Origin of the sequence: Virgisporangium ochraceum, from assembly GCF_016863655.1 — a bacterium.
Taxonomy (GTDB): Bacteria; Actinomycetota; Actinomycetes; order Mycobacteriales; family Micromonosporaceae; genus Virgisporangium; species Virgisporangium ochraceum.
In genome coordinates this window covers 1-21659 of sequence record NZ_BOPH01000049.1, presented here as the reverse complement: position 1 = coordinate 21659, position 21659 = coordinate 1, and the positions used below count along the sequence as shown (strand labels likewise).

22 protein-coding genes are annotated in these 21659 nt (G+C 72.6%); 15 read left to right on the top strand and 7 right to left on the bottom strand.

All coding sequences use genetic code 11. The features are described from left to right. Positions 1-4 precede the first annotated feature (4 nt). Positions 5-1162 (top strand): serine hydrolase domain-containing protein, encoded by a 1158-nt coding sequence (locus Voc01_RS18630; protein ID WP_203928731.1) that lies wholly within the window; start codon positions 5-7, stop codon positions 1160-1162. On the opposite strand, the gene Voc01_RS18625 is transcribed toward Voc01_RS18630, so the two are convergent. Genes Voc01_RS18625 through Voc01_RS18615 form a run of 3 tightly spaced genes read right to left on the bottom strand, consistent with a single transcriptional unit; the run spans position 1148 to position 3119 of the window. Next, positions 1148-2062: a chitosanase gene (locus tag Voc01_RS18625; RefSeq protein ID WP_275423733.1), complete on the bottom strand. Its 915-nt coding sequence runs from the start codon at positions 2060-2062 to the stop codon at positions 1148-1150. The genes Voc01_RS18630 and Voc01_RS18625 overlap by 15 nt on opposite strands. Before the next feature lie 30 nt (positions 2063-2092). Then, on the bottom strand, positions 2093-2530 hold the full coding sequence (locus Voc01_RS18620) for a nucleoside deaminase (RefSeq protein ID WP_203928730.1): 438 nt from the start codon (positions 2528-2530) through the stop codon (positions 2093-2095). Between the two features lie 19 nt (positions 2531-2549). Beyond that, positions 2550-3119 (bottom strand): TetR/AcrR family transcriptional regulator, encoded by a 570-nt coding sequence (locus Voc01_RS18615; protein WP_203928729.1) that lies wholly within the window; start codon positions 3117-3119, stop codon positions 2550-2552. Positions 3120-3224: 105 nt separating this feature from the next. On the opposite strand from Voc01_RS18615, the gene Voc01_RS18610 reads away from it, so the two are divergent. The 6 genes from Voc01_RS18610 to Voc01_RS18585 are packed head-to-tail and all read left to right on the top strand — an operon-like array spanning position 3225 to position 7792. After that, complete coding sequence (locus tag Voc01_RS18610) at positions 3225-3692, top strand: MarR family winged helix-turn-helix transcriptional regulator (protein ID WP_203928728.1); 468 nt, start codon at positions 3225-3227, stop codon at positions 3690-3692. After that, complete coding sequence (locus Voc01_RS18605) at positions 3689-5263, top strand: MDR family MFS transporter (RefSeq protein ID WP_239160302.1); 1575 nt, start codon at positions 3689-3691, stop codon at positions 5261-5263. Before Voc01_RS18610 ends, Voc01_RS18605 begins: the two co-directional genes overlap by 4 nt. 54 nt (positions 5264-5317) lie before the next feature. Beyond that, positions 5318-5860: an LppU/SCO3897 family protein gene (locus Voc01_RS18600; protein WP_203928727.1), complete on the top strand. Its 543-nt coding sequence runs from the start codon at positions 5318-5320 to the stop codon at positions 5858-5860. Continuing rightward, on the top strand, positions 5860-6333 hold the full coding sequence (locus tag Voc01_RS18595; RefSeq protein WP_203928726.1) for a hypothetical protein: 474 nt from the start codon (positions 5860-5862) through the stop codon (positions 6331-6333). Before Voc01_RS18600 ends, Voc01_RS18595 begins: the two co-directional genes overlap by 1 nt. A 26-nt stretch (positions 6334-6359) precedes the next feature. Further along, positions 6360-7076: an ABC transporter ATP-binding protein gene (locus Voc01_RS18590; protein ID WP_203928725.1), complete on the top strand. Its 717-nt coding sequence runs from the start codon at positions 6360-6362 to the stop codon at positions 7074-7076. Next, entirely contained in the window at positions 7073-7792 is a 720-nt protein-coding gene (locus tag Voc01_RS18585; protein WP_239160301.1) for a hypothetical protein, read from the top strand. The genes Voc01_RS18590 and Voc01_RS18585 overlap by 4 nt, the downstream gene beginning before the upstream one ends. 46 nt (positions 7793-7838) lie before the next feature. Here Voc01_RS18585 and Voc01_RS18580 read toward each other — a convergent pair whose 3' ends face one another. Continuing rightward, on the bottom strand, positions 7839-8588 hold the full coding sequence (locus tag Voc01_RS18580) for a FadR/GntR family transcriptional regulator (RefSeq protein ID WP_203928724.1): 750 nt from the start codon (positions 8586-8588) through the stop codon (positions 7839-7841). A 119-nt stretch (positions 8589-8707) separates the two neighbouring features. On the opposite strand from Voc01_RS18580, the gene Voc01_RS18575 reads away from it, so the two are divergent. Both Voc01_RS18575 and Voc01_RS18570 read left to right on the top strand, forming a co-directional pair. Beyond that, positions 8708-9214: a SigE family RNA polymerase sigma factor gene (locus Voc01_RS18575; RefSeq protein ID WP_203928723.1), complete on the top strand. Its 507-nt coding sequence runs from the start codon at positions 8708-8710 to the stop codon at positions 9212-9214. 5 nt (positions 9215-9219) lie between these two features. After that, positions 9220-10389, top strand: coding sequence for a hypothetical protein (locus Voc01_RS18570; RefSeq protein ID WP_203928722.1), 1170 nt, complete (start codon positions 9220-9222; stop codon positions 10387-10389). 5 nt (positions 10390-10394) lie between these two features. Here Voc01_RS18570 and Voc01_RS18565 read toward each other — a convergent pair whose 3' ends face one another. Further along, the gene (locus Voc01_RS18565) at positions 10395-11696 is read right to left on the bottom strand and encodes an MFS transporter (protein ID WP_203928721.1); all 1302 of its coding nucleotides are present in this window, start codon (positions 11694-11696) and stop codon (positions 10395-10397) included. A gap of 448 nt (positions 11697-12144) precedes the next feature. On the opposite strand from Voc01_RS18565, the gene Voc01_RS18560 reads away from it, so the two are divergent. Beyond that, complete coding sequence (locus Voc01_RS18560; RefSeq protein ID WP_203928720.1) at positions 12145-12348, top strand: hypothetical protein; 204 nt, start codon at positions 12145-12147, stop codon at positions 12346-12348. A gap of 114 nt (positions 12349-12462) precedes the next feature. On the opposite strand, the gene Voc01_RS18555 is transcribed toward Voc01_RS18560, so the two are convergent. Next, positions 12463-15699, bottom strand: coding sequence for a hypothetical protein (locus Voc01_RS18555; protein WP_203928719.1), 3237 nt, complete (start codon positions 15697-15699; stop codon positions 12463-12465). Between Voc01_RS18555 and Voc01_RS18550 the strand changes: the two genes are divergently transcribed. The 5 genes from Voc01_RS18550 (at position 15671) to Voc01_RS18530 (ending at position 20450) form a co-directional block, all read left to right on the top strand. Beyond that, entirely contained in the window at positions 15671-16843 is a 1173-nt protein-coding gene (locus Voc01_RS18550) for a hypothetical protein (protein WP_203928718.1), read from the top strand. The two genes, Voc01_RS18555 and Voc01_RS18550, sit on opposite strands and share 29 nt — an antisense overlap. 41 nt (positions 16844-16884) lie before the next feature. Next, complete coding sequence (locus Voc01_RS18545) at positions 16885-18261, top strand: RNB domain-containing ribonuclease (RefSeq protein WP_203928717.1); 1377 nt, start codon at positions 16885-16887, stop codon at positions 18259-18261. Between the two features lie 10 nt (positions 18262-18271). Then, positions 18272-18949, top strand: a complete 678-nt coding sequence (gene npdG, locus Voc01_RS18540) for an NADPH-dependent F420 reductase (RefSeq protein ID WP_203928716.1) — start codon at positions 18272-18274, stop codon at positions 18947-18949. Continuing rightward, on the top strand, positions 18927-20123 hold the full coding sequence (locus tag Voc01_RS18535) for a cytochrome P450 (protein ID WP_203928715.1): 1197 nt from the start codon (positions 18927-18929) through the stop codon (positions 20121-20123). The genes npdG and Voc01_RS18535 overlap by 23 nt, the downstream gene beginning before the upstream one ends. Positions 20124-20198: 75 nt before the next feature. Next, positions 20199-20450 carry an RpnC/YadD family protein gene (locus Voc01_RS18530; RefSeq protein WP_203928714.1) on the top strand — a complete coding sequence of 84 codons (252 nt, stop codon included), beginning with the start codon at positions 20199-20201 and terminating at the stop codon, positions 20448-20450. A 45-nt stretch (positions 20451-20495) separates the two neighbouring features. Here the strand turns inward: Voc01_RS18530 and panB are convergent, their stop codons facing one another. Further along, positions 20496-21326, bottom strand: coding sequence for a 3-methyl-2-oxobutanoate hydroxymethyltransferase (panB, locus tag Voc01_RS18525; RefSeq protein ID WP_203928713.1), 831 nt, complete (start codon positions 21324-21326; stop codon positions 20496-20498). Positions 21327-21659: the final 333 nt, after the last annotated feature.

The following is a 21659-nucleotide window of genomic DNA, read 5'->3' as shown; positions in this document are numbered from 1 at the left end:
CGGCATGAGAACGATACGCATCGCAGTGCTGGTGGCCGCGCTGGTCGCCGGGTCCGGTGTCACCGTCGAGGCCCACGCGGGTGGCCCGACCGACGGCAACCGGTTGAGACGCGACGTCGCCGCGGTCCACGCGCTGGGCCTGCCCGGCGTGCAGGCGCGGCTGGTCGGGCCGGACGGTCGCGACGTCGTCGCCACCGCGGGCGTGGCCGACCTGCGCACCGGGCGCCCGGTGCCGCCGAACGGACGGGCCCGCATCGCCAGCACCGGCAAGGCGTTCATCGCGACAGTCGTCCTGCAACTGGTCGGCGAGGGGCGGATGGGCCTCGACGACCCGGTGGAGAAGTGGCTGCCGGGCCTGATCCGCGGCAACGGCAACGACGGCCGCGCCATCACCGTGCGGCACCTGCTTCAGCACACCAGCGGCCTGCACGACGACGTGCCCGACTTCGCCACCGCCGCCGACTACTACGCGCACCGGTACGACACCTATACGCCGGCCGATCTCCTGGGCCGGACCCTGCGGCACCCGCCGGACTTCGCGCCGGGCACGCGGTGGCGGTACTCGAACATCGGCTACATCGTGGCCGAGATGGTCATCGACCGGGTCACCGGACGCCCGTGGCACGAGGAGGTACGGCGGCGCGTTCTGACGAAGGCCGGCATGCGCGACACGACGTGGCCCGGCAACGACCCGACCCTGCCGAACCCGCACGCCCGCGGCTACCACGAGTTCGACGACGCCCCGGGGATGACCGACGTCACCGAACAGGTCATCGTCGACGGCGGCGCCGCGTTCGTCTCGACCACCGCCGACGTCAACCGCTTCTTCCGGGCGCTGCTCGGCGGCCGGCTGGTGAAACCGGCGCAGCTCGCCGAGATGACCCGCACGGTGCCGCTCGGCCCCGAGTTCGAGGAGCTGCTCCCCGGAGCGAGGTACGGCCTGGGACTGTTCGAGCGGCCGCTTCCCTGCGGCGGCACCTACTGGAGCCACCCGGGCGGCGGCAGCGGCTACACCAGCGACAACGGGGTCACCCGCGACGGTCGGCGCAGCGTCGCGGTGTCGGTGTCGGGCACCCGGCCGGCGCTGTTCCTGCAGCACCAGCACACCGTCGACAGGGTCGTCGAGAACGGGCTGTGCGGGTCGGGATCAGGCGGGAATTGAGAACGGGTCGCCGTAGACCTTCCAGGACAGCGGCGTGTTCAGGTCCAGGTTGCCGCTGGTGAGGAAGACGCGCTGGGCGGTGTCGACCCGGCTGGTGTCGCTGTGGGCCTCCTCGGTACGCATCGCCGCGGTGCGGGCGTCGAGGAACGCGTGCAGGTACGCCGCCTCGTCACCGCCCTGCGCCGGCGGCTTCGCCCGGGCGATCGCGGTCGCCCGGATGCCGCCGAAGCTCACCGGGTCGGTGCCCGGTCCGTGCATCACGATCGCGTCGTAGTAGACGAACTGGCCGAGGGCCCGCAGCCCGTCGGCCTTCGCCTGCGCGACCGACGGTCCGAAGTAGACGCGGTCGCGTTCGGACTCCTGCGCCCGCTGGAACGCCGGGTCGGCGGCCGCGGCCTTCCACGCGGTGACGAACGGAGCGCCCAGCCCGGCGTGCGAGTCGGTACCGTTCACCGCCCGCAGCGCCGGAAGGAACCGGGCCAGCCCGTTGCCCGGCGCGGCGGCGGTGTAGGCCTCGACCAGCTCCAGCATGTCGCCGGTGCCGGAGCAGAACCCGATGATCCCGGCCGTGTAGCCCCGGCCGTCGCCGATGTCCTCGATGTAGCCGAACTGCGACCGCCAGTCGAGCGTGGAGTTCTCGGCGCTCGACACCAGCCGCATCGCCACCTCCTTGCGGGCCGGCTCGGCGAGGTCCGACGTGATGACCGGCACGCCCGGCGGCTTCACCGGGCCGAGCTTGCGGCGGAACACCTTCACCGGGGTCGAGGGGTCGCCGGACTGTTGGGCACTGGCTCTGTCGCTGGTGACAGCGGGGGTGTCGGCGGAGAGCATCGGAACCGCGAGCACGGCGAGGGTGGTGCCCACCGCGGCGGCCGAGCCCATCTTGTGCAGTACGGCCATGTTCGGCCATCGGCCGGCCGCCGGCAGACCTTAGACGTAGTAACCGTCCAGGGGGATCGCGGCCTCCTCGAACAGCAGCGGCCCGTCCACCGGCACCGGTACCGCGGTCGGCGGCGCGGTGGGTGCCTTGAGCGTGCCGAGCTGCGCGCCCGACATCGCGTACACCACGCGCCCCAGGAACGCCCGCTCGATGGCGCCGGTGCACATGCCGCACGGCTCGCAGCTGGTGTACATGGTGGTGCCCCGCGCCGTCTCGCGGTCGAGCTCGCGGGCGGCCCACCGGGCCAGCTTCAGCTCCGGGTGGGCGGTGATGTCGTTCTCGGTGAGCGAGGTGTTGCGCTCCTCGGCCAGCACACTGCCGTCGGGACCGACGAGCAGCGACCCGAACGGCGGGTTGCCGCCGGCGCGGGCCTCGGCGGCGAGCGCGACCGCCTGCCGGAGGAAAGCGATGTCGGATTCAGATGTCACCCGGCGATCCTGACACGCACTACCGGTCGGCGGCGTATCCCAGCGCCTCGTGGATCAGCTCCGGCAGCGGACGGTCGGGGTGGTCGAGCCAGTGCTGGGTGCTCACCCGGATGGTGGTGAGGAACGTGGCGGCCATGATGCGCGAGCGCAGCGGCGTGTCGGCGGCGTCCGGCATGCGCTGGGCGAGCTCGGCGGCGAGGTCGCGCTCGATCGTGGCGTAGACGGCCACCTGGTGCGAGATCAGGCTCGGGTGGTTGCGCAGCAGCCGCCGCGACGTGATCCGGTCGACGTCGAGCGCGTCGGGGAGCATCCCGTCGGCGGCGCGGCTCAGCGCGGTCCAGGGTGGTTCGCCGGCCGGGCGGGCGTGCACGAGCGCGACCAGCCGCTCGATGAACACCCGGTCGGCGTGGAAGAGCGCCTCCTCCTTGCTGGAGAAGTAGTTCGAGAACGTGCGGCGTGACACGGTCGCCGCGTCGGCGATCGCCTCCACGGTGACGTTGTCGATGCCGTGCTCGGTGGCCAGCCGCAGCGCCGCCTCGTGCAGCGCCTGCCGGGTCGCCGCCTTCTTGCGTTCACGCAGTCCTTCCATCGCGGCGAAGCCTACGTGTCCCGCATTACATTCGCACTGAGCAAACTTGCACACTGGGCAAGATTGGCGGAAGCTTGCATGCAGCAAGCACCCGGAAGGACGGACATGACGACCGCCGAGCTCACCCTGCGCCTGCGCGACCTCATGAAGGTCGTCCGGCAGCTCAAGCAGCAGCGTGACGGCCTGAGCACCCCCACCGGCATGGTCGGCATCCTCATGACGATCGACCAGCTGACCGGCCGGGACGAGACCTGCCACGCCAAGGAGCTGGCGCACGTCGCCGGCCTCGACCAGTCGACGGTCAGCCGGGCCGTGACCGCCCTCGTCACCCTGGGCCTGGTCGAGAGGCTGCCCGACCCGACCGACCGGCGGGCCAGCATCCTCGCCGTCACCCCCGCCGGCCGGGACGCCCTCAGGGAGGCGTCGGACCGGTTCGACCGGGTGCTCGCCCGCGCGCTCCGGGCGTGGCGGGACGACGAGATCGACGTGCTCACCGCGTCCCTCGGCCGTTTCGTGGCCGACCTCGACGGCGCGGTACGAACCGATAGGCAGAACCTGGAGACCACCCGATGACAGCGACCCTGGAGAAGACCGGCGACGAACCGATGACGCACCGGCAGACGCTGGAGGCCCTCAGCGGCCTGCTGCTGGTGCTGTTCGTCGCGATGCTCAGCGCGACCGTCGTGTCGACCGCGCTGCCGCAGATCATCGGCGCGCTCGACGGTTCACAGACGCAGTACACGTGGGTCGTCACGGCGACGCTGCTCGCCGCGACCGCCACCACCCCGGTCTGGGGCAAGCTCGCCGACCTGTTCGACAAGAAGCTGCTGGTGCAGGTGGCGATCGTCATCTTCATCCTCGGCTCGATCGTGGCCGGGTTCGCGCAGACCGCCGGCCAGCTCATCGCGGCCCGCGCGTTCCAGGGCATCGGCGTCGGCGGCCTGCAGGCGCTGGTGCAGGTGGCGATCGCCGCGATGATCCCGCCGCGCGAGCGCGGCCGGTACAACGGCTACCTGGGCGGCGTGATGGCGCTCGCGACCGTCGGCGGACCGCTGCTCGGCGGCGTGATCGTCGATACCGACTGGCTCGGCTGGCGCTGGTGCTTCTTCGTGGGCGTCCCGGTCGCGCTGGTCGCGCTGGCGGTGCTGCAGTTCACGCTGCACCTGCCGACGATCAGGCGGCGGAACGTGCGGATCGACTACCTGGGCGCGGCGCTGATCGCCGCCGGCGTGAGCCTGCTGCTCATCTGGATCTCGTTCGTCGACGACACGTTCGGCTGGCTGTCGTGGCAGACGTTCGCGATGGTCGGCGGCTCGGTGGTCGTCCTGGCGGCGGCGGTGTACGTGGAGACGAGGGCCACGGAGCCGGTGGTTCCGCTGGGCATCGTCCGCGAACGGACGACGGCGCTCGCGATCGTCGGCAGCCTCGCCGTGGGCATGGCCATGTTCGGCGGCGCGGTGTTCCTCGGCCAGTACTTCCAGATCGGACGCGGGTACACCCCCACCGAGGCCGGGCTGCTCACGATCCCGATGATGGCCGGTGTGCTGGTCGCCTCGATCGTGGCCGGCCGGATGATCACCCGCAGCGGGCGGATCAAGCCGTACATCGTCGCCGGCTCCATCACCCTGGTCGTCGGCTTCGCGCTGCTCGGAACGATCGACCACGAGACGCACATGTGGTTCGTCGCGCTGGCGATGCTGCTCGTCGGTACCGGCGTCGGCATGACCATGCAGAACCTCGTGCTCGCCGTGCAGAACACGGTGTCGCTGCGCGACATCGGCGCGGCCAGCGCCACCGTCGCGTTCTTCCGGTCGCTCGGCGGTGCCGTCGGCGTGTCGGTGCTCGGCGCGGTGCTGGCGCGGCACGTGAAGGACGGGATCAGCACGGGCCTCGCCGACGCGGGCATCCCGGTGAGCGGGAGCGCCGGCGACAGCCTGAACCTGAACGCGCTGCCGGCGGCCGTCGAGACGATCGTGCGGGCGGCGTACGGCGACGCGACCGGTCACATCTTCCTGATCTCGGCCGCCATCGCGGTGGTGAGCGTGGTCGCGGCGCTGCTCCTGCGCCCGGTGACGCTGCGCACGAGCCTCGACCTGCCGTCGAACATGCCGGCGCCGACGGGTACGGAGGAGCGCGTCGGCTGAACCGGTCCCCGCGGGTTCGGCGTACTACGATGCGTCGGACCCACGGGGGGAACCATGAGCATGGATCCGTTCGATCCACAGTTGTACGTGCGTCAGCGGCCACCGCGGCCGCCGTCGCGGTTCCGGCGGCGGATCGGCGACGTCGCGATCCGGATCGCCGCCGCAGTGGCGGTGCTGGCCTGCTGCGGCGGCCTCAACGCCCTGTTCAACGACGACGACGACGAGAAGGAGCGCCGCACCAGCGCCGGCGCCTCGACGCCCAGCCCTACGCGGCCGTCGCCGCCACCGACCTCGTACTCGCCGCCACCGACGCCGACCCGGTCGGTGGCGCCGCCGCCGAGCCCGAGCACCAACCCGCTCGACGCGGTCGACAAGGGCGACTGCCTGAAGAACACCGGCACCGACTACGACCCGGACATGGTGCCGGTGGCCTGCGGTCCGGGCACGTACCAGGTGCTCCGGCGCATCTACGGCACGATCGACGCCAACCAGTGCCAGTCGGTGTCGGGCGCGACGACCACGTACACGGTGACGTACTACCGGAACAACATTCCGCAGTACGGCCAGTCCTACGTCTTCTGCCTGAAGAAGCGCTGATGCTGCTCCGTGACGACCACGCCCGGCCGTTCCACTACCGGTTCGCGCACCGCCTGCTGAGCACGCTGCTGCTCAACCCGAGGTACCGCCTGCGCGACATGGGCGCCGACGGCTTCGCCACCGAGTTCCTGCACTTCGTCTGGAGCGACTACGAGCAGCACTTCCCGGAGGAGGAGCGGCTGGCGTCCGACGGCCTCGCCGGCACGCTCGAACGGGCCGGCACCGTGGAGGTCCTGCTGGTCACGATGCCGCCGGCGGAGCACAGGGCCGAGGCGCACTTCGTCGCGGTCGTGCCGTGCGAGCCGCCGGAGGAGCGCAGGTTCCTGACCCTGGAGCACTCCTGGACCATGGAGGACGAGCCGGCCACGATGCTCGGCGCGTGGGACCGGGGATCGCACCTCAACCTGGGCCCCGGCCCGGAGCCGACCGCCGCCGCGTACCTCGCCTGGATAGGTGAACGTTTCGGCACCTGATCCCGCCCGTGTGGCACCATCGACCGGTGCGACTGGACGACGTCTGGCTACGCTACGGCCGCGGCCCGTGGGTTCTCCGCGGGATCACGGCGACGCTCGACCCCGGTGAGGTGGCCACGGTCGTCGGCCGCAACGGCGCCGGCAAGTCGACGCTGCTGCAGGTCGTCGCCGGGCTGCTGCGCCCGAACCGGGGCACGGTCGCCGACCGGCCCGCCCGGGTCGGCTACGTGCCCGAGCGCTTCCCGGCCGACCAGCCGTTCACCGCGCGGCACTACCTGGAGTCGCTGGCCCGGGTGCGCGGCGTCCGCGCCGACGGCTTCGTGGAGTGGGCGGAGCGGCTGCACTTCACCGGCCTGCTCGACCGCCCGATCTCGCAGCTGTCGAAGGGCTCGGCGCAGAAGGTGGGCCTGCTGCAGGCGATGCTGGCCGAGCCCGACCTGCTCATCCTCGACGAGCCGTGGGAGGGCCTCGACGGTCCCACCCGCGAGCAGGTCCCGGTGATCGTCGAGGAGGTCCTGGCCGCCGGCGGGTGCGTGCTGATCAGCGACCACCAGGGCCAGACCGCCGACCTCCCGGGCGTGCGCCGCTGGGACCTGACCGCCGGCGAGTTGCGGGAAGCCGAGGCCGTCACAGACGGCCTGGTCGTGGTCGAGGTCGCCGTGGAGGCGTCCGCCGTGGACGAGGCCGTCGCCACGTTCGAGGCCGCCGGGCACCAGGTCATGGGCATTAGGGGACGCACGTGAGGGCGCGACTGGCGACCGGGGGCGGGATCGGTGCCCTGGCCCGGATGCGGGTCGAAGGGTACGTGCGCTCCGGCCGCGTCCTGGCCGCCGCCATGGCGGCGCTCATCGTGCTCGGCGTGGCCTACGGTGGCGGCGCCGCACAGGCCGGCGAGGCGTACGGGTACTCGGCCGCGGTGCTGTTCCCGGTGCTCGCCGCGCAGGCGCAGATGCTGCTCAACACCGAGCCCGACGTGCAGCGGCGGTTGTCGATGGTCGCCGTCGGCGGGCTGCGCCGGGAGATCCTGGCCGGTGCGCTGGCGGCCGTGGTGGCCTCGCTCGCGGTGGTCGCCGTCGCGATCGTCGCGCCGTGGCCGATCGGTGGAATCACCGGTCCGCGGTCGGCCGACGACCCGGGTCTGCTGGTCGGGTTCACGGCGGGAATCTGGGCCAACCTGCTGCTCGTGCTGCCGGCGGTGGCGCTCGGCGCGCTGGCGAGCCGGGCGGCGGTGGGCAGCACCGGACTCGGGCTGGCGGTGCTGGCGTCGGGCTGCGTGATGGGCTACGTGGTCGGCGTGCGCGACTCGATGGTGTGGTGGCTCGGCCCGCCGCTGCTGCCGACCGCCCGCGCGACCGTCGACGGGCTCGACGTGCCGGCCATGCTCGGCTACACGGCCCAGTCTCTACTGTGGACCGCGGCGGCAGCCGCCGTATACGTATGGCTCCGCCGTCGTCACTGACCCGCCCTCACGCGCGTCACATGAAGCTCTTCACCATCGACGGACCTCAGCCCATCATGCGGTCCCAGCGGATGACCTCGTCGAGGACCTCGGGGAACTTCTTCTCCGCGTAGCGGACGTAGGCGTGGATGTGGTCGCGCATGCGGTCCTCCGCGCGGGCGGGGTCGCGGTCGCGCAGGGCCTGGTGGATCTCGTCGTGGGCCTTGAGGATCGCGACGCGGCGGGGACGCGGGTAGTCGATGCCGATGACGGTGCCGTCCATGATGCCGAGCAGCGAGTCGACGATGTACCCGAAGAGCGGGTTGCCCGACGACCAGGCGATGATGTCGTGGAAGCGCTTGTTCGCCTCGAGGAACAGGTCCTGCCGGTCGAGGTGGTCGCGCATCCGGCCGATGGTGGCGCCGAGGTCGGCGAGCGACTCGTCGCTCATGCGTTCCGCCGCCAGCCGGCTGATCATCGGCTCCAGCGCCGTGCGGACCTCGACGATGCTGCGGAACGGCGCCTTCTGGAACTGCATCAGCAGCACCAGGGTGCTGGCGAGGTGCGTCGAGTCGGGGTCGCGCAGCACCGGGCCGCCGCGCGGGCCGGGCTTGAGCGCGATGACGCCCTGGAACTCCAGCAGCCGCAGCGCCTCGCGGAGCGTGCCGCGTCCGGTCTGGTACTTCTCCAGCATGGTGCGCTCGGGCAGCAGGAGGTCACCGGGTTCCATCCGGTCGGTGATGACGTCGCGCATGATGCGCTGGGCCACCAGCATGGCCGCTTTCTGGGGCCGGGCCGTCCGGGCGGTGACGCTCATGAATCAGCACTTTATCCATATGCACCATTAGCACTGATATTCGGGCTCAGTGGCGTGTAAACGCTCCGGGGGGTGCCGCGCGTTTGTCTCTTGCCAGCCACCGACCGAGGGGACCCTTCGTGCGCACCAGCGTCGACACAGCGTTCGAGGCCTACGTCGAGGCCCGCGGCGCCGCGCTGGTCCGCTTCGCGGTGGTGCTCACCGGAGACGACCACCGGGCCGAGGACATCGTGCAGGACGTGCTCGCCAAGGCCTACCTCAAGTGGGACCGGATCGTGCGGGCCGAGCTTCCCGACGTCTACATCAGACGGATGGTCGTCAACGCGTCCCGGTCGTGGTGGCGCCGGCCGACCAACCGGGAGACGCCGGTCGACCGGTCCCTCGACCGCGCCTCCGGCGGCGACCTGAGCACGGGCATCGCCGAACGCGACTCGGTCTGGCGGCTGATCACCGCGCTGTCCCCGCGCCAGCGTGCCGTGCTGGCGCTGCGCTACTACGAGGACCTCGACGACGAGACCATCGCGCGCATCCTGCACTGCTCACCCGCCACCGTGCGGGTGCACGCCATGCGCGCCCTCACCGCTCTCCGCGAGTGGTTCGACACCTCATCAGGAGAAGAACAGTGACCGACATGGAGACACGGGTCGCCGCCGCGATGCGGGCCCGCGCCGACGCGTCCGCCCCCCACGGAGAACTGGGTCGCCGCGTGCGCGACCGCGCGGTCCGCCTCCGCCGGCGCCGCCGGGTCGCCGGCGCGCTCGCCGGCGCCGCCGCGGTGGTCGCGGTGTCGGCCGGGCTCACGGCCGTCCCCTCGCGGATGTTCACAGTGGACGGACGGGGGGCGGCGCCGGCCGTGCCGGTCGTACCGGACCGGTCCAGTGGGCCGACGTCGCTGCCCGGGCTGCCCGGCCTCCCCGGTGCCGCACAGGATCCGGCGGCCGTGGGCACCGACCCGCGCGTGCTGCACTTCGACATCTACCTCGACCCGATCGGAGCCACCGCGTCGGACTGGACGTCCGCCGCCGGCTACGAGCGGTTCGTTACCCCGTACGACGGGTCGGGGCGGGCGATCGAGGTGCTGATCGGTCGCGACCCGGCGGTGCTGGAGGAGCGGCGCGCACGTCCGGGCTGGAACGTGCGCACCGACGACGGGGGGCGCGGCACCACCGAGACGCCGGCCGGCACGGTGTCCGTCGGCGACCGTCCGGCGACGCTGCACCGCGAGGTCGGCCCCGGTGAGCTCGCGGGGAACCAGGTGGTGGTCGGAGCCGTGAAGGACACCGGGGTCGGGTGGATCCTGCGCTGGCAGCCGGTCGACGGGCTGTACGCCGTCGCGCAGGTCGTCGGCGCGACCGACGCCGACCGCGAGACCGTGCGCACGGTCGCCGGTGCGCTGCGCCTGGACCAGGCGCAGCGGTGCGCGACCCCGCTGCGGCTGGCGGCGTCGCCGGACACCTTGACGTCCTGCCGTACGTCGGTGACGCGCGTGCCCGCGGCGTCGGCCGGAGTGTGGCGCCTGTCGGCGCTGGACTACGCGCGCGCCGACGGCACGACCACCACGGTGTGGACGGAGGCGAAGCCGCAGCGCGCCGCGCACGACCTGGCGCAGTTCCAGCCGAACCACACGATCAACGGCGTGGCGGCGCAGTGGCGCGCGGCGGATCCGCGCGGCCTGTGGCTGCTGGACTACGGTCCGGCGGAGGTGTTCGTCAGCGGCACGTCGGAGGACGAGGCGGTCGCGCTGGTGCGGGGGATGACGTTCGCGCCCGATCTCGCCGACGCGGGTACGTGGGTGGGCTGACCTTCCTACCGTTGTTCCGGGGCCGGTCCTCTGTGGCCGGCCCCGGTCGTGTTCCGGGGCCGGCCCCGCTCGCGGGTCAGGAGGTGGACGGCGAAGGTGAGGCTCACGCAGCCGCTCGCCGACAGCGCCGCCGTCGGACCGACGAAGTGCCATCCGACGCCGAGGAGCAGCCCGCCGACCGGCAGCAGGCCACCCCAGCAGAGGCCGTAGAGGCTCATCACCCGGCCCCGGTGCGTGTTCGCGATCACCTGCTGGATCACCGCGTTGCAGTGGGTCATGACCCCGAACTGCAGCGCGGTCGCCGTGCCGATCAGCAGCATCGACAGCCACAGCACCCGGCTGGCGCCGAGGCCCATCACCGTGCCGCTGAGCAGCACCAGCAGGACGGCCGCCGGCCTCACGCTGGGCGCCGCGGGCCTGCGCAGCGCCACCGTGAGCACCCCGATGAGCGCACCGACCCCGCCGGACGAGGTCAACGCCGGGAACGCGCGCGGGTCGTCCGACACGAGGTTGGCGAGCACCGGCGTCTGCGCGAGGTAGGACGCCGCGAACACGGACGTCACCGCGACCGTCGCGAGCGCGGTCGCCGCGGGCGGACGGCTGGCGGCATGGCGCCAGCCCGCTCTGACCCGTCCCTTCTCGCTCTGCCGCGCCTTCTCCCGTTCCTTGGCGACCGGCCGACGCAGCACCAGGAGTGACACGACGCCGAGCGCGCCGTAGACCAGCAGCGACCCGGCGCCGCTCCACGCGACGATGAGCACGCCCGCGAGCGCCGGTCCGAGGATGCGGGCGAGGTTCATGCCGATGGTCTGCAGCAGCACCGCGCCGCGCAGGTCGCCGGCCGGTACCGTGTCGGCGACCAGCGCCTGGCTCGCCGGCATCGACACCGCGTGCGCGGAGCCGATCGCGAACCCGCCGGCCATCAGCGCCCACACGGGTGCCCGGTCGAGGAACACCAGGACCGCCATCGTCGTACTGATGACGACGACGGCGAGCTGGGTGGAGAGGAGCACGTGCCGCCGGTCACGCACGTCGGCGAGCACTCCGGCCGGCAGCGACAGCAGCAGGAGCGGCAGGAGCATGACGAAGTAGAGGAGGCTGAGGGTGAGCGCGTCGTGGTCGGTGGCGACGGCGGTGAGCCACTGGAGCGCGATGCTGGAGAACCAGTAACCGAACTGCTGCACGGTGGCGGCCGACCAGACCCGCCGGAACGTTCCCCACCGCAGTGCGTGCAGCCACGCGGCCCGGGACCCGGCCGAGGCGACGGTGGCCATGAGGCGTGCCTCCTCGACATCGGTGCTCCGCATATAACCATTAGCAGAAATGTCGATCAAGGCGCTGTGGCCGGGGTCGCAGCGGGCCGCTGTGGCCGGGTCGCAGTGGGCCGCTCGCGCGCACGCCGACCGCCGCCGCGGGATGTCGATGCTGGTCGATGCCTGTGTCGTGGTGCGACGGCGGCCTCCGTCGTGCCGCGACGCGCGTGCGGTCGTGGCGCGACGGCGGCCGCGGTCGTGCGGCGGTGTCGGGGATCGCGGTGCCGACGCTGTTGCGACCAGGTTTCGCACTTGACGTTCGCGAACCTTCGAACGGGTGGCGCGATTAGGGCACGAGTGCCGGAATTGCTTTGGTGGCCGGGTTTTCGGGCTATGGTGGGGCGCGAGGAGCCCTCCGCGCGGTTCGGTCTACTGTGGAATCCGTGGCCAGTTTTTGCCGGAATCGGTGGCGCTTGTGGGCTTTGCGGTGCACAGTGTTGTCATGAGCAGCAGCGGTGCTGGCCAGTTTTACTGGTGCCTGAAGCACAGCCGCGTGGAATCCGACGCGAATATCTGCCCCGCCGTCGAGCGCCTCGGGCCATATGGCACCGAGGCTGAAGCCATGCGTGCGCTCGACCGCGTGGCCGAGCGCAACGCCGACTGGGACGCTGAAGACGAGCGCTGGCACGGTGAACCGCAACCCTGAAGCTCACCCCGCGCCCAGTGGAGCCGGGCGCATCCGCGAAATCCCCACAGTCTTAGGTTCCGCGACAGGAGGAAATCCCATGGCCGAATCCTCGGCTACCAAACGTACGGCCGCTCAGCGTGCGGCTACCGGCACCGCGAAGCCGGCAGCCACGCGGTCGTCCGCCGCCAACTCCGCCAGCACCCGCTCGGCGGCGTCATCGGCGTCATCGGTGGCGAAGCCCGCCGCCACCCGGTCGAAGTCCGCCGCGACGAAGTCCGTCGCCACCGGCCCGGCCGCGACGAACACCCGCTCGTCGGCGGCGCGCAAGTCCCCGGCCGCGGCTGGCAGCACGGCGTCGTCCACGCGGAAGACCACCGCGGCGGCGAGCAGCACGTCGTCGGCCCGCAAGGCCACGACGTCGTCCGCAACCCGCGGCACGACGTCCGCAACCCGCACGGCAACGCCGGCGACCCGCACCGCGACGGCGGCGAAGAAGACGGCGACGGCCGCGAAGAAGACCGCGACCGCGGCGGCGAAGAAGACCACCGCGGCCGCCGGCCGCGCCGCGACGGCGGTGCGCAAGACCGCCACCACCGCCGCCCGCAAGACGGCCGCGGCAGCCACCGGTACGAAGTCCACCGGTACGAAGGCGCGCACGACCGCCACGGCCACGGCCGCACGCAAGCCGGCGACCCGCACGGCGTCGAGCACCCGCCCGGCCACCCGCACGTCCGCTGCCGCGGCAAAGCCGGCGACGCGCACGTCGGCCGCTGCGGCCAAGCCCGCGTCACGGACCTCGACGGCGACGAAGCCCGCGTCGCGGACCTCGGCCGCGTCGGCCAAGCCGGCCACGCGCTCGGCCGCGAAGTCGACGACCCGCTCGGCCACCACGGCCAAGCCCGCCACGCGTTCGACCTCGTCGTCCCGCACCGCATCCGCGACGAAGGCGACCACGGCGAGCCGCTCGGCATCCGCGCGTCCGGCGAAGTCGGCGGCATCGACCCGGTCCGCCACGACCCGGCCGACGGCACGGTCCACGGCGTCCACCCGGTCGGCGGCGTCTGCCGCGTCCACCCGGTCGGCGGCGTCCGGCCGGTCGGCGGCGGCGAAGCCCGCCAGCCGTTCCTCGGCGGCCGCGAAGCCGGCGTCGCGCTCGGCCGCGTCCGCGCGTTCGACCTCCACGGTGGCGGCCAAGCCGTCCACCCGGTCGACGACGGCCGTGGCGAAGCCGGCCTCACGTTCATCGTCGGCGGCGAAGCCGGTGACCCGCTCGTCGGCTGCCAAGTCCACGGCGGCACGCCCCGCGGCGAAGTCCGCCAGCGCTCCGGCGAAGCCGGCGTCGGCCCGCACGGCATCGGCGAAGCCGGCCGTCCGTAAGTCGGCCGCCGCGTCGAAGCCGGCCACCACGCGCTCGTCCGCGACCACCCGCTCGTCCGCGACCGCGAAGCCGGCCACGACCCGGTCCTCCGCCAGCGCGAAGCCGGCGAGCCGCCGCTCCGTGTCGGCGGCGTCGAAGTCGGCACCGGCGTCGAAGTCGACGTCGGCGGTGGCGAAGTCGTCGGCGGCGAAGCCGGTATCCTCGCGTGCCCGTGCGGCCACGTCGGCGTCTCCGGCCAGCCGGGGCGTGTCGGCGAGCACGTCGGCGCCGTCCGCCGCCACCCCGGGCACGTCTGCGTCCTCGAAGGCCTCCTCGTCGGCGGCCGGCAAGTCGAGCCGCAAGTCGGTGTCCTCGGCGGTGAGCCGCCGCGTCGTCACCATGTCGGTCGACTCGCCCCGCACCTCTTCCTCGCGCAAGCCCACCGTGGCGGCCGCCAAGCCGTCCACCGGCAAGGCCGCCACCATCCGGGCGACGGTGAGCCGCCCGGCGGCCGGAGCGAAGTCAGCGGCCGGGGCGAAGCCGGCGGCCGGGGCGAAGCCGGCGGCCGGGGCGAAGTCGGCGGCCGGGGCGAAGCCGGCGGGCGCTGCCAAGCCCGCGGCCGCCGCCAAGTCGGCGACGGCGGTTCCGGCCCGCGCCGCAGGCAAGGCGACCACCACCAAGGCGGTCCCGGCACGCAAGACCACCGCGGCGGCGGCGGCGGCGAAGTCGACCACCGCCAAGGCAACCACGGCACGCGCGACCAAGACGGCGGCCAAGGCGACCAAGACGGCGGCGAAGGCAACGAAGACGGCGGCCAAGTCGGTCGCCAAGGCGGCGACCAAGGCCGTCTCGAAGGCCGCCGGCCGGTCGACCAGCAAGGCCACCACCGCGAAGGCCACCACCGCGAAGGCCACCACCGCCAAGGCGGCACCGTCCAAGCGGGCGACGGCCACCAAGGCGCCCGCCAAGGCAGCCACGAAGGCGGCGACAAAGGCGGCGACGAAGGCGGCGGCGAGCAAGGCCACCGCGAGCAGGGCCACCGCGACCAAGGCCACCACGAGGGCGACCACGAAGGCCACCGCGACGAAGGCCACCGCCGCCAAGTCGGCTGGCCGCGCCGCGGCCAAGGCCACGCCGGCGAAGGCGTCCACCACGAGGGCGACGAAGGCGTCGGCGGCCAAGGCGACGTCGGCCCGGTCAGCGGCCAGGTCGGCGGCCCGTCCGGCGACGAAGACGGCGGCCAAGGCGGCGACGAAGACGGCGGCCAAGGCGGCACCGCGCACGGCGGCCAAGGCCACGGCGAAGTCGACCGCGGCCAAGGCCACCGGCCGGACCACGGCCAGGCCGACGGCGAAGGCCACCGGCGTCCGCGCCACGGCGGCGAAGTCCACGGCGGCGAAGTCGACGGCGGCGAGGTCGACCGGCGTCAAGGCGACCGGGGCGAAGGCCGCGGGCACCAAGGCGACGCGGGCCAAGGCCACCCCGGCCAGGACCGCCGCCAAGGCCACCACCGGCCGGGCCACCAAGGCGACTGCCTCCAGGGCGGCAGCCACCAAGGCGACGGCGACCAAGGCGCCGGCCACCAGGGCGACGAAGTCGACGGCGAGGTCCGCGGCGACGGCGGCCAAGGCCACCCGCGCCAAGGCGACCGGCACCAAGGCGACCGGCACCAAGGCGACCCGGGCGACCACGAAGGCGACCGCCAGTCGGGCCGCGGGCGTCAAGGCGGCACCGGCGAAGTCCGCCGGACGGTCGGCGGCGAAGGCGACCAAGGCTGCAGCGACCAAGGCCACCGCCACGAAGGCGGCCGCCAAGGTGACGAAGGCGGCCAAGTCGACGGCGGCCAAGTCGACGGCGGCAAAGTCGACGGCAGCCAAGTCGGCCAAGGCCACTCCGGCGAAGGCCGGCTCGACGGCCCGGGTCGCGAAGCGTGCCACGGCGAAGACGGCGCCGCCGGCGAAGGCGACCACGCGGTCGACCACCGTGCGGAAGGCGGCCGGCACGAAGTCCACCGGCTCGAAGGCGACGGGCGCCAAGGCGACGGGGGGAACCCGGGCGTCGGGCGCCAGAGCCGCGGGCGGTGCCCGGGGTCCGGCCAAGTCGGCCACGGGTGGCGCGGCCAAACGTACGGCAGCGACGGCGCCAGCCAAGAAGACAGCCACCAAGACCGCCTCCAAGGCCGCCACCGGAACCCGGTCGGCGGCCAAGTCGGCGGTGAAGGCGGCTACGCCGGTCGCGAAGACGGCGGGTGCCACCGCGAGCAAGGCGACGGAGGCGGCCAAGGCCACGCCGTCGAAGGCCACCGCGTCGAAGACCGCGCCGTCGAAGGCGGCACCGGCGAAGTCGGCTGCGGCCACCCCGGCACCGGCCGAGACCACGCCGGCGGCGGTCGCACCGGCCGCGTCGGAGGCTCCGGCCAAGGCCGCGGCCAAGGCTCCGGCCAAGACCGCGGCGAAGGCTCCCGCCAAGACCGCGGCCAGGACAGCACCAGCCAAGGCCGAGCCCACCAAGGCGGAACCGGCCAAGGCGGCCAAGGCCGAGCCCTCCAAGGCGGAACCGGCCAAGGCGGCCAAGGCCGAGCCCTCCAAGGCAGAGCCCGCCAAGGCGGCCAAGGCCGAGCCCTCTAAGGCGGAGCCCGCCAAGGCCGCGCCGGCCAAGTCCGATGGTCCGGAGGTCGACACGGCCGCCGCGGCCAAGGCGGCCCAGGCGAAGCTCGAGGAGGCCAAGGTCGAAGAGGCCAAGGCACCGGCCAAGCCGGAGGCGCCCCGGAGCGGGTCGGAGCCGGCGAAGGCGGGAGCGCCACCGGCGCAGTTCGAGTCCAGCAAGCCGACCGCACCGGTCGAGCCGGTCTGGGTCGCGCCGGCGCCGTCGGCAGATGCCGACCGGGACCCGGTTCCGCCGGTCGGCGTGCCCACGGCCGGAAAGGCACCGGAGAAGTCCACCGAGAAGTCCACTGTGGACAGCTTTGGCAGCCCGCTCACGGTGCCGTCGGCCGGGATGTCGGGGGAGGCGCTGCCCGAGGGCAACGGCTCCTCGAACGGCAACGACACCGGTGCCGGGCGCGAGGTGCTCGTCGGCGAGATCGTTGCCGGCGACGCGGTCACCAGCCGTCCGACCAACGGTAACGGCAGCACGGACGAGGAGACCCGTCCCTAGGTAGTCATCCCCCCGTCCAGCTGGACTGATAAGACTGTCGGGTGACCACCCGACATCTGCACGCTCCCCGGATCGATTTCACCGCGCTGCGCCGCGAGCTGGAACTCCCCACGGAGTTCCCGGCCGCGGCGCAGTCTGCTGCTGAGGCCGCGGCGCAGCGCGAGTGGAACGACCGACCCGACCGCACCGACATCCCGTTCGTCACCGTCGACCCGGCGACCTCCCGCGACCTCGACCAGGCACTGCACCTCGAGAAGACCGACGACGGCTACCGCGTCCGGTACGCGATCGCCGACGTCGGGGCGTTCATCACCCCGGGCGACCCGCTCGACGTCGAGGCCAACCGGCGCGGCCAGACCATCTACCTCCCCGACGGCAAGGTGCCCCTGCACCCGCCCGTGCTCAGCGAGGGCGCCGCCAGCCTGCTACCCGACCAGACCCGTCCCGCCGTGGTCTGGACCATCGACGTCACCAACACAGGCGAAGCCGGGCTCCACAGCCTCGAACGCGCCCTGGTACGCAGCCGGGCCAAGCTCAGCTACCCCCAGGTCCAGCAGAACCAGGACCTCGTCCCGCTACTGCCCGAGATCGGAAAGCTGCTCATCGAGCAGGCCCTCGAACGCGGCGCGATCGACCTGCCCATCCCCGACCAGGAGATCGAACCCGATGGGACCACGTGGCGGCTGACCCTCCAGGCACCGCTGCCCGTGGAGGAGTGGAACGCCCAGATCTCCCTGCTCACCGGCCGGATCGCCGCCCGGCTCATGCTCGACAAGGGAACCGGGCTGCTGCGTACGATGCCGCCCGCGCCGAAGCAGGCCGTCGACACCCTCCGAAAGGCTGCGAGAGCCCTTCGGATCGACTGGCCCCGTGACGAGTCCGTCGGACGCCTCCTGGCCCGGCTACGGCCGGCTGAGCCCCGCGACGCGGCCTTCGTGCAGCAGGCCGCCGACCTGCTCCGCGGTGCCGCCTACACCGCGTTCCACCAAACGGAGCCGGAGCACAAGATCCACGCCGGCGTCGCCGCGCCGTACGCGCACGTCACGGCGCCGCTGCGGAGGCTCGCCGACCGCTACGCCACCGAGATCTGCCTGGCGCTGTACAACGGAGAAACGCCACGGACAGAGAACCTGGACGAGCTGCCGAAGACCATGGCCCGCACCGACCGCACCGCCAACGCCGCCGACCGGGCCGCGGTCGACCTCGTCGAGGCCGTGCTCCTGGAGCACCGGGTCGGCGAGACGTTCGACGCCGCGGTGCTCGACGTCGACGGCAAGCGGGCCACTGTCGCCCTCGACGAGCCACCCGTCCGGGCACGCTGCGACGGCCAGCTCACCCTGGGCGAGCGCACGCGGGTCCAATTGATCGAAGCCACACCAGCGACGCGCACCGTACGGTTCGCACCCGGCCTGGTGTAAGACTGCGGCTATGACCTTCGACGAAAGCGCCCTTCCCGACGTCAGCGACCTGACGATCGGCATCCTGGGCGGCACCGGCCCGCAGGGACGCGGCCTGGCGTACCGGTTCGCCCGCGGCGGCCTGACCGTGCGCATCGGTTCCCGCGACGCCGCGCGGGGAGAGCAGTCGGCGGCCGAACTGCCGGGCGTCGACAACGTCACCGGCGGCGGCAACGAGTACGCCGCCGACGCCGACGTCGTGGTCGTCGCCGTTCCGTGGGAGGCGCACGAGCCCACGTTGCTGTCGCTGAAGGACCGCCTCGCGGGAAAGATCGTCGTGGACTGCGTGAACCCGCTCGGGTTCGACGGCCGTGGCCCGTTCGCGCTTCCCGTGGCGGAGGGCAGCGCCGCACAGCAGGCGGAGGCGCTGCTGCCGGAGTCGCGCGTGTGCGCCGCGTTCCACCACGTGTCCGCCGTGCTCCTGGTCGATCCGGAGGTCGCGCGCATCGACCTCGACGTGCTCGTTCTGGGTGACGACCGCGAGGCCGCCGCCGTGGTCCAGGCGATCGCGGGACGCGTGGACGGCATGCGCGGCATCTGGGCCGGAAGGCTTCGCAACGCCGCCCAGGTGGAGGCGCTCACCGCCAACCTGATCGCGATCAACAAGCGCTACAAGGTGCACGCCGGTGTCCGCGTCACCGACGTTTGATCCGTGGAACCCGGCGTTCGTCGCGTACCCGTACGACGCCTACGCCGCGCTCCGCGACGAGCCGGTGGTCTGGTTCGAGCCGACCCGGCAGTGGCTGATCCCGCGTCACGCCGACGTGAACGCGCTGCTGCGTGACCGGCGTCTCGGCCGCACGTACCTCCATGTCGCGTCGCACGAGGAGATGGGACGCCCACCGGACCCGGACCACCTCGCGCCGTTCTGGCACGTGGTCCGCAACGGCATGCTCGACCTCGAGCCGCCCGACCACACGAGGCTGCGGCGCCTCGTGTCCTCGGCGTTCACCCCGCGTCGTGTTCTCGCCCTGAAGCCCACCGTGGAGCGCCTGGCCACCGACCTGGCCGAGGCGTTCGTGGCGAAGGGCGGGGGAGACCTGATCGCCGAGGTGGCCGAGCCGCTGCCGGTCACGGTGATCGCGGAGCTGCTGGGCGTCCCGGTCGAGGACCGGCCGTTGCTGCGGCCCTGGTCGGCCGACATCTGCGGGATGTACGAGCTCAACCCGTCCCGTGAAGCCGCCGACGCGGCCGTGCGCGCGTGCGTCGAGTTCAGCGACTACCTGCGCGGCCTGGCGCGGACGCGGAAGGCCCAGCCCCGCGACGACCTCATCACCGCGCTCGGGCAGGTGGAGGGCCTCACCGAGGACGAGCTGATCGGCACGTGTGTACTGCTGCTCAACGCCGGCCACGAGGCCACCGTCAACGTGACCGGCAACGGCTGGTGGTCGCTGTTCCGCAACCCCGACCAGCTGGCTCTCCTGCGTGCGGATCCGACGCTCCTTGACACGGCGGTCGAGGAGCTGATGCGCTACGACACCCCGCTGCAGATGTTCGAGCGCTGGGTGCTGGAGGACATCACGGTGCACGGCGTCGACATCCCCCGGGGCTCCGAGGTCGCGCTGCTGTTCGGCTCGGCCAACCACGACCCGTCGGTGTTCACCGACCCCGGACGCCTCGACCTGGCCCGCCGCGACAACCCGCACATCTCGTTCGGTGCGGGGATCCACTACTGCCTGGGGGCGCCGCTGGCGCGCATCGAGCTGGTGGCGTCGTTCGGCGCGCTCCTGACGGCCGCCCCGAACCTGCGCCCCGTCCGCGAACCGGAGTGGAAGCCCGGCTACATCATCCGCGGCCTCCGGGACCTGACCGTCGAAGCCTGACAATTCCAGGACAACCTGACTCGTCCATGGACGTCTGGCATGGTTCCATGCCTACCGAAGCCCGCGGGTGAGCTCATGGCCATCGCCAACTACGAGTACCAGAGCGACTTCGCGCGCGGCTACTTCAACGAGGGTCTCGAACAGGGCCTGGAGAAAGGGCTGGCACGGGGCGAGGCAGAGGCCCTGCTGACCATCCTCAGCGCGCGGAACATCGACGTGTCGGACGGCGTACGGGCACGGATCACCGGGTGCGGCGACTCCGAGCGGCTCAGCGCCTGGATCCGCCGCGCGCTCACCATCGACAAGGTCGACGAGCTCTTCGACTGATCGGCGATCGTGGACCCCGAAGCGGGGTCCACAATCATGTCAGCCTCAGAACGAGTGGTCGCCGGTCGGGAAGGCGCCGGAGCGGACCTCCTCGGCGAAGGCCTTCGTCGCGTCGGTCAGGGCGCCGGCGAGGTCGGCGTAGCGCTTGACGAACCGCGGCATGTGACCGGTACGCAGGCCGGCCATGTCCTGCCACACGAGCACCTGGGCATCCGTGTCGGGGCCGGCCCCGATGCCGATCGTCGGCACGGCGATCTCGGTGGTGACCTTCTTGGCGACGTCGCTCGGCACCATCTCCAGGACGACCGCGATCGCACCGGCCTCCGCCACCGCCACGGCGTCGGCCAGGACCTCGTCGCCCTGGTCGCCGCGGCCCTGCACCCGGTAACCGCCCAGGGTGTGCTCACGCTGGGGGGTGAAGCCCACGTGGGCCATCACCGGGATACCGGCGTTCGTCAGCGCCTCGATCTGCGGGGCGACAGTGCGTCCACCCTCCAACTTGACGGCGTGGGCGCCGCCCTCCTTCATGAACCGCACCGCGGTACGCAGAGCCTGGGTCGGGCCCTCCTCATACGAGCCGAACGGCATGTCGGCCACCACGAGGGCACGCTTCGTCGCGCGTACCACCGCGCGTACCAGAGGCATCAACTCGTCGACGGTGACCGGCAGCGTCGTCTCGTGACCGTAGACGTTGTTCGCGGCCGAGTCGCCGACCAGCAGCACGGGGATGCCGGCCTGATCGAACAGGGCGGCGGTGTACTGGTCGTAGCTGGTGAGCATCGGCCACTTCTCGCCGCGCTCCTTGGCCAGGGTCAGCTCGCGGGCACGGACCCGGCGGGTCGCCGGACCGCCGTACAGGGATGGGATTTCCGACATTGGACCTCTCCCTTCACCTCGAGGCCGCGCTCGCGGTCCCCGGGTCTCAGGGGTCGATGGTCGCACCGAAAGGTCGTCAGCCCGAAACCTCAATGCAATATTTCACAGCAGGTTTAGGCCTCGTAGACGACGACCGGCGTCGCGGCAACGCCTGCGGTACAACACCGGTAGCGGGACAGAGCCGCGCCCGGCCGGCGGCTTGTGCGGGCGCAGGGGCGAAGCCGCGCGGGCCGGGCAGGACAAGGCCCGACGGTGCTCTGTCGGGTTCCCGGGATGCCGTGTGGCGCAACGCATTCAGCGACACATCGCCGCCCACGACACCCCCTCTCCGCC

What these genes read in the sequence shown, in the direction of transcription:
- Voc01_RS18630 (WP_203928731.1), top strand. Translation starts at nt 5, where the DNA reads ATGAGAACGATACGCATCGCAGTGCTGGTGGCCGCGCTGGTCGCCGGG.
- Voc01_RS18625 (WP_275423733.1), bottom strand. Translation starts at nt 2,062, where the DNA reads ATGGCCGTACTGCACAAGATGGGCTCGGCCGCCGCGGTGGGCACCACC.
- Voc01_RS18615 (WP_203928729.1), bottom strand. Translation starts at nt 3,119, where the DNA reads ATGGAAGGACTGCGTGAACGCAAGAAGGCGGCGACCCGGCAGGCGCTG.
- Voc01_RS18610 (WP_203928728.1), top strand. Translation starts at nt 3,225, where the DNA reads ATGACGACCGCCGAGCTCACCCTGCGCCTGCGCGACCTCATGAAGGTC.
- Voc01_RS18605 (WP_239160302.1), top strand. Translation starts at nt 3,689, where the DNA reads ATGACAGCGACCCTGGAGAAGACCGGCGACGAACCGATGACGCACCGG.
- Voc01_RS18600 (WP_203928727.1), top strand. Translation starts at nt 5,318, where the DNA reads ATGAGCATGGATCCGTTCGATCCACAGTTGTACGTGCGTCAGCGGCCA.
- Voc01_RS18595 (WP_203928726.1), top strand. Translation starts at nt 5,860, where the DNA reads ATGCTGCTCCGTGACGACCACGCCCGGCCGTTCCACTACCGGTTCGCG.
- Voc01_RS18580 (WP_203928724.1), bottom strand. Translation starts at nt 8,588, where the DNA reads ATGAGCGTCACCGCCCGGACGGCCCGGCCCCAGAAAGCGGCCATGCTG.
- Voc01_RS18570 (WP_203928722.1), top strand. Translation starts at nt 9,220, where the DNA reads ATGGAGACACGGGTCGCCGCCGCGATGCGGGCCCGCGCCGACGCGTCC.
- Voc01_RS18565 (WP_203928721.1), bottom strand. Translation starts at nt 11,696, where the DNA reads ATGCGGAGCACCGATGTCGAGGAGGCACGCCTCATGGCCACCGTCGCC.
- Voc01_RS18560 (WP_203928720.1), top strand. Translation starts at nt 12,145, where the DNA reads ATGAGCAGCAGCGGTGCTGGCCAGTTTTACTGGTGCCTGAAGCACAGC.
- npdG (WP_203928716.1), top strand. Translation starts at nt 18,272, where the DNA reads ATGACCTTCGACGAAAGCGCCCTTCCCGACGTCAGCGACCTGACGATC.
- Voc01_RS18530 (WP_203928714.1), top strand. Translation starts at nt 20,199, where the DNA reads ATGGCCATCGCCAACTACGAGTACCAGAGCGACTTCGCGCGCGGCTAC.
- panB (WP_203928713.1), bottom strand. Translation starts at nt 21,326, where the DNA reads ATGTCGGAAATCCCATCCCTGTACGGCGGTCCGGCGACCCGCCGGGTC.